The organism is Actinoplanes sp. NPDC048791 (genome assembly GCF_040650095.1).
In the GTDB taxonomy this organism is placed as follows: Bacteria; Actinomycetota; Actinomycetes; order Mycobacteriales; family Micromonosporaceae; genus Actinoplanes.
Window position 1 is genome coordinate 1 of the sequence record NZ_JBEZGQ010000656.1, and the last position, 4896, is coordinate 4896.

General features: G+C 73.6%; 4 protein-coding genes and 1 pseudogene. All 5 read right to left on the reverse strand.

Annotated features, from left to right (window positions below):
• Window positions 1-644 (reverse strand): MFS transporter (locus AB0C29_RS33770; protein ID WP_360828933.1); only part of this gene is annotated, 644 nt, incomplete at its 3' end.
• 78 nt (window positions 645-722) lie between these two features.
• Window positions 723-1988, reverse strand: coding sequence for an MFS transporter (locus AB0C29_RS33775; protein WP_360828936.1), 1266 nt, complete (start codon window positions 1986-1988; stop codon window positions 723-725).
• Between the two features lie 134 nt (window positions 1989-2122).
• Window positions 2123-3061, reverse strand: coding sequence for a zinc metalloprotease HtpX (gene htpX, locus AB0C29_RS33780; protein ID WP_360828939.1), 939 nt, complete (start codon window positions 3059-3061; stop codon window positions 2123-2125).
• 68 nt (window positions 3062-3129) lie between these two features.
• Window positions 3130-4638: a proton-conducting transporter membrane subunit gene (locus tag AB0C29_RS33785; RefSeq protein ID WP_360828942.1), complete on the reverse strand. Its 1509-nt coding sequence runs from the start codon at window positions 4636-4638 to the stop codon at window positions 3130-3132.
• A pseudogene (locus AB0C29_RS33790) lies at window positions 4635-4896 on the reverse strand (NADH-quinone oxidoreductase subunit M); the annotation flags it as partial. The pseudogene AB0C29_RS33790 and the gene AB0C29_RS33785, both read right to left, overlap by 4 nt.

Genomic DNA, 4896 nt, shown 5'->3' on the forward strand with positions numbered 1-4896 from the left:
CCGAACCCGGGGGTGCGGCGCATCGGGCGACGGGCCATCCGCCGGGGGAACCGCAGCACCGGCACCCGGGCGACCGCCAGGCCGCCGAGCAGCGTGACCGCCGCCGCGACCAGCAGCGCCGGGCCGTAGCCGAGCCGGAGCACGGTCAGCGCGGCCACCAGCAGCGGGCCGATGACGTAGATCAGCTCGAACAGCGACGTCTCGGCCGCCAGTGCGGCCTGCCGTACGCGTGGCCCGACGACGCCTCCGGTCATGGTTGTCCAGGCTCCGCGGATCGCCCCGGTCAGCGGCGGATAGGTGGCCCCCGCGATCGCCGAGACGACCAGCAGCAGCGGTAACGCCGCGTCGGTCAGCAGGGCCAGGGCGGTCAGGACGAGGGCGTGGGCCAGCGCGCAGAGCCGCAGCACCGGCGCGGGGCCGATCCGGTCGGCGATGCGGGCGGTCAGCGGGTTGACCACTGCGCCGGCGAGCGCGTAGCAACCCGCGGCGAGGCCACCGGCGGCGTACCGGCCGGTGGCCTCCTCGACGAGCAGCAGCAGGGCCAGCGGGGTCATGGCGATGCCGAGCCGCGACACCATCCCGGCCACCAGGAGCGTGGGGGCGTACGGAATCCGCCATACCGTCCGATAACGACCTGCTGCCATCACCGGAACGTAACGGCGCGGAGCGGCAATCCCGCCTTCTATCAGGCTAAAGGGGTGATGACGACAATCCGACAGGCGTCAGTGCGCCGCCGCCATCGCCTGCTCCAGCCGCTCGGCCGCACGCCGGTCCGCCCGGGCCATGGGTCCGCTCGGCACAGCGGCCACCAGCGAGGCCAGGACCAGCACCGCGGCCGCGAAGACGAAGGCCCACGGCAGCCCGCCCGGCTGGTCCACGATGGCCCCCGCCACCGCGCCACCGGCCGCGCTGCCCGCCACGCTCACGGTGATCACCCAGGTGTACGCCTCGTTCAGCATGCCGGCCGGGGCGATCCGGCCGACCAGATTGTTCTCCACGGTCAGGGCCGGAGCGATCGTCGCGCCGCCCACGACCAGGGCGATGCCCAGCGACAGCGGATTCGGCATGGCGGCCAGCACCAGGAAGCTCAGGGCGACCCCGCCGAGCAGCCAGGCGAACTGGCGGGGCAGGGCCATCGCGGGCCGCCGGGTGCCGAACCAGATGCCGCCGATCGCGCTGCCCACGCCCCAGACACCGAGCAGGACACCGCCGAGGCTGTCACCGCCGCCGTGCTGGCCGGCGTACGCGGGCACGATCACGCCGGCGGCGCCGAAGGCCGTACCGAGCGCGGCGACACAGACCAGGAGGGCGCCGAAACCACCCTCCTTGAGCGGGCCCAGGCCGCGGGTCGTGTCCGCGTCCACGTGGCGCACCCAGTGCCGCATGATCGGCAGCGACGCGATCCACAGGGTGCCGGCGAAGGTCGCCACGGCCGAGGTGGCCAGTGCGGTCGCCGGGTCGTGGGTGACCACGAGCAGGGCCGCGACCAGCATCGGGCCCAGCACGAAGACCAGCTCGAACAGGGACGTCTCGGCGGCCATCGCGGCCTCCCGCAGGCCGTGCCGCCCGCTGCCCACCGCGGTGGCGTCGGTCCAGGCCCGGCGGATCGCCGCGGTCAGCGGCGGGTACGTCGCACCGGCCAGCGCCGACGCCACGAAGATGCCCGGCAGCGCCGCCTCGCCACCCCGGCTGACCAGCAACAGGCCGACCAGGGCGAGCGGATGCAGCACCGCTGTCGTCCACACCACCGCTGACGGGCCGATCCCCTCGGCCAGGCGCCCGGCGACCGGCCTGCTCGCGGCGCCGCCCAGCGCGTACATGCCGCCGGCCAGGCCCGCGGCGGCGTACCGGCCGGTGGTCTCCTGGACGAGCAGCAGCAGGGCGAGCGGGGTCATGCCGATGCCCAGGCGGGCGAGGATGCCGACGATCAACAGGACCCGGCCGCCCGGCATCTGCCACACGCCAAGGTACTGACGCAGTGCGGTCATCAGGTCCTACCTCCTTCGGTCGCGAGCCCCGAACGTAACCGTCGGCAGGCGCGTAACACACGTGAAATAAGGCTGGGTGTCACAGACGTCACCCCCGCCTCGGCACGCGAGACGGGGGTGACGGTGGGGCGGGGTCAGCGCTGGAACTGCACCGGCCCGGTGCCGGTGATCGCGGCCAGCTGGTGCAGCCGCTTGATCCGCTCGGCCATCGGCGGGTGCGTCGAGAACAGCGACGCGATGCCGCCGCCGCGCAGCGGGTTGGCGATCATCAGGTGGGCCGAGGTGGCGAGCTGACCGTCGGCCGGCAGCGGCAGCCGCTGCGCGCCGTACTGGATCTTCTCCAGCGCACTGGCCAGGGCCAGCGGGTCACGGGTCAGGGTCGCGCCGGACGCGTCGGCCTGGTACTCCCGGTTGCGGCTGATCGCGAGCTGGATCACCGACGCGGCCAGCGGGCCGAGGATCAGCATGAGCAGCAGCGACGCGGGGTTCGGGCCGTCCTCGTCGTCCGAGCCACCGAACGGCAGGAAGATCGCCAGCTGGGCGACCATGGTGATGATGCCGGCCAGCGCCGCGGCGACGCTGGAGATCAGGATGTCGCGGTTGTAGACGTGGGAGAGCTCATGGCCGATGACGCCGCGCAGCTCCCGCCGGTCCAGCAGCTGCGTGATGCCGACGGTGACCGCCACGGCGGCGTGCTGCGGGTTGCGGCCGGTCGCGAACGCGTTCGGCTGCATCGCCGGGCTCACGTACAGGCGTGGCATCGGCTGGCCCGCCTCCGTGGCGAGCTCGCGCACGATCTGGTGCAGCGCGGGGAACTCGGCCTCGGAGACCGGGCGGGCCCGCATGGACCGCAGGGCGATCTTGTCGGAGAAGAAGTAGCTGCCGGCGTTGAGCGCCAGCGACAGGACGACGGCGAAAACCAGCCCGCCGCTTCCTCCGAGCCAGTAGCCGACGGCCAGGATCATGGCGGTGAGCAAGCCCAGCAGAGCGGCCGTCTTGAGGCCGTTGTGATGGCTGTGCACGATGGTGCTCCTTCGACGTTGGGGCCGGTGGGCCCACGTCTCATGGAACATCGAAAGGGTGTGGATTCATCCAGCTGTAGCTGTGAGTTCGCTGTAGGTGATCATCGATACACCCGGGATCAACCGAGCAGCGCGTCGAAGATCCACTGTGGTGCGAAGCCCAGGATGACGGTGACCGTGACAGCCACCGCGACCGCCGCGGCCACCGGGCGGGGCACCGGGACCCGGGGGTGGGTGGCCGCCTGGAGCAGCTCCGGGTCGGCGACCGCGGTCACGGTGGATCCGGTCGTCGCCGGTTCGGGGGCGGGGAGGTCGGCGAAGTGCACACCGACCGGCTCGGCGCGGGTGTAGAGCAGGGCGGCCACCCGGACGTAGTAGGCCAGGGCGATGAGGGCGTTGAGGGCCACCACCGCGGCCAGCCAGCCCCAGCCCGCGTTGATCAGGGCGGCGATCACGGTCACCTTGGCGAACAGACCGGCCAGGCCCGGTGGCAGGCCGGCCAGACCCGCGAGGGCCAGCACGAGCGCCGCACCCAGCCACGGCTGACGACGGCCCAGGCCGCGAAGATCGGCCAGCTCGCCACCGTCGGCGGACGGCCCGCGCAGGGCCACCACCACGGCGAACGCCACGAACTCGAGCACGACGAAGAAGACCGCGTACGCGATCGCCGCCGGCACCCCCGCCGAGCCCACCGCCAGCGCCGCCAGGATGTAGCCCGCCTGGGCCACCGACGACCAGGCCAGCAGCCGTACCGTCCGGGTCTGGCGCAGGGCGACCAGGTTGCCCACCGTCATGGTCAGCACGGCCAGGACCGCCACCAGCGGCCCGGTGTCCAGCCGCTGCACGACCGCGGCCAGGGCCACCACGCCGCCGAGCTTCGAGGCGGTCGACAGGTACGCCGCCACCGGCACCGGTGAGCCGTCGTAGGTGGCCGGCGCCCAGGCGTGCAGCGGGACCGCCGCCACCTTGAACGCGAAGCCGATCACCAGCAGCGCGGCGCCGACCGCCCCCAGGGGCGCGAGCGGGCCCGATCCCTCGGTCAGCACGGCCAGGTGCAGCACGCCGGTGGACGCGAACAGCAGGGCCGCGCCGAGCAGGGCGATCGCCGTGGAGATCACGCTGACCAGGAAGAACGTGACCGCGGCCGAGGCGCCGGTGGTCGTCACCCGCTCGCGGGGAGCGAAGCGGCGCAGGCCCACGAGCACGTACAGCGGCAGGGTCAATGTCTCCAGCCCGACGATCAGGGTGATCAGGTCGCCCGCGTACGCGATGACCACTCCCCCGGCCATCGAACTGGTCAGCAGGAAGCAGAACTCGCCGGCCGGGGCGATGCCCGCGCGCAGCGCCGGGGCCGACAGCGCGAGCACCCCGATCGTCAGCGCCGCGAACAGCACCGCCACCACCGCCGCCTGCGGGCCACTCACCCAGGAGCAGTGCTCGGCGCCGCAGAAGGTCGAGGCCGGGCGCAGCCCGAGCGCGACCGCCCCGCCGATCGTGGCGAGCCCACCGACGATGCCCGCCGGCAGCACGAATCGGCCGAAGGCCAGCTCCAGCACCAGGACGAGCAGCGCGGTGCCGCCCGCCGCGTACAGCGGCAGCAGGGCGAAGTGGTTCACGGTCTGGGTCATGGCAGGGCTCCGGTCAGGGCGGCCACCGGGTCGGCGGTCGCGGCGAGCACCAGCGCCGGCACCAGTCCGATGGCCAGCGCGAGCAGCACCAGCGGCGACCACGCCAGCCATTCGGGGCGGGTGATGCCCGCGAAGCCGGCCACCGCCGGGCTCGCCGGGCCGTGGGTGACCCGGCGCAGCAGCCGCAGGAAGTACGCCGCGGTCAGGGCACCGCCGACCGCCGCCAGCACGGCCAGCGTGATCCACAGGGGGCCGCCG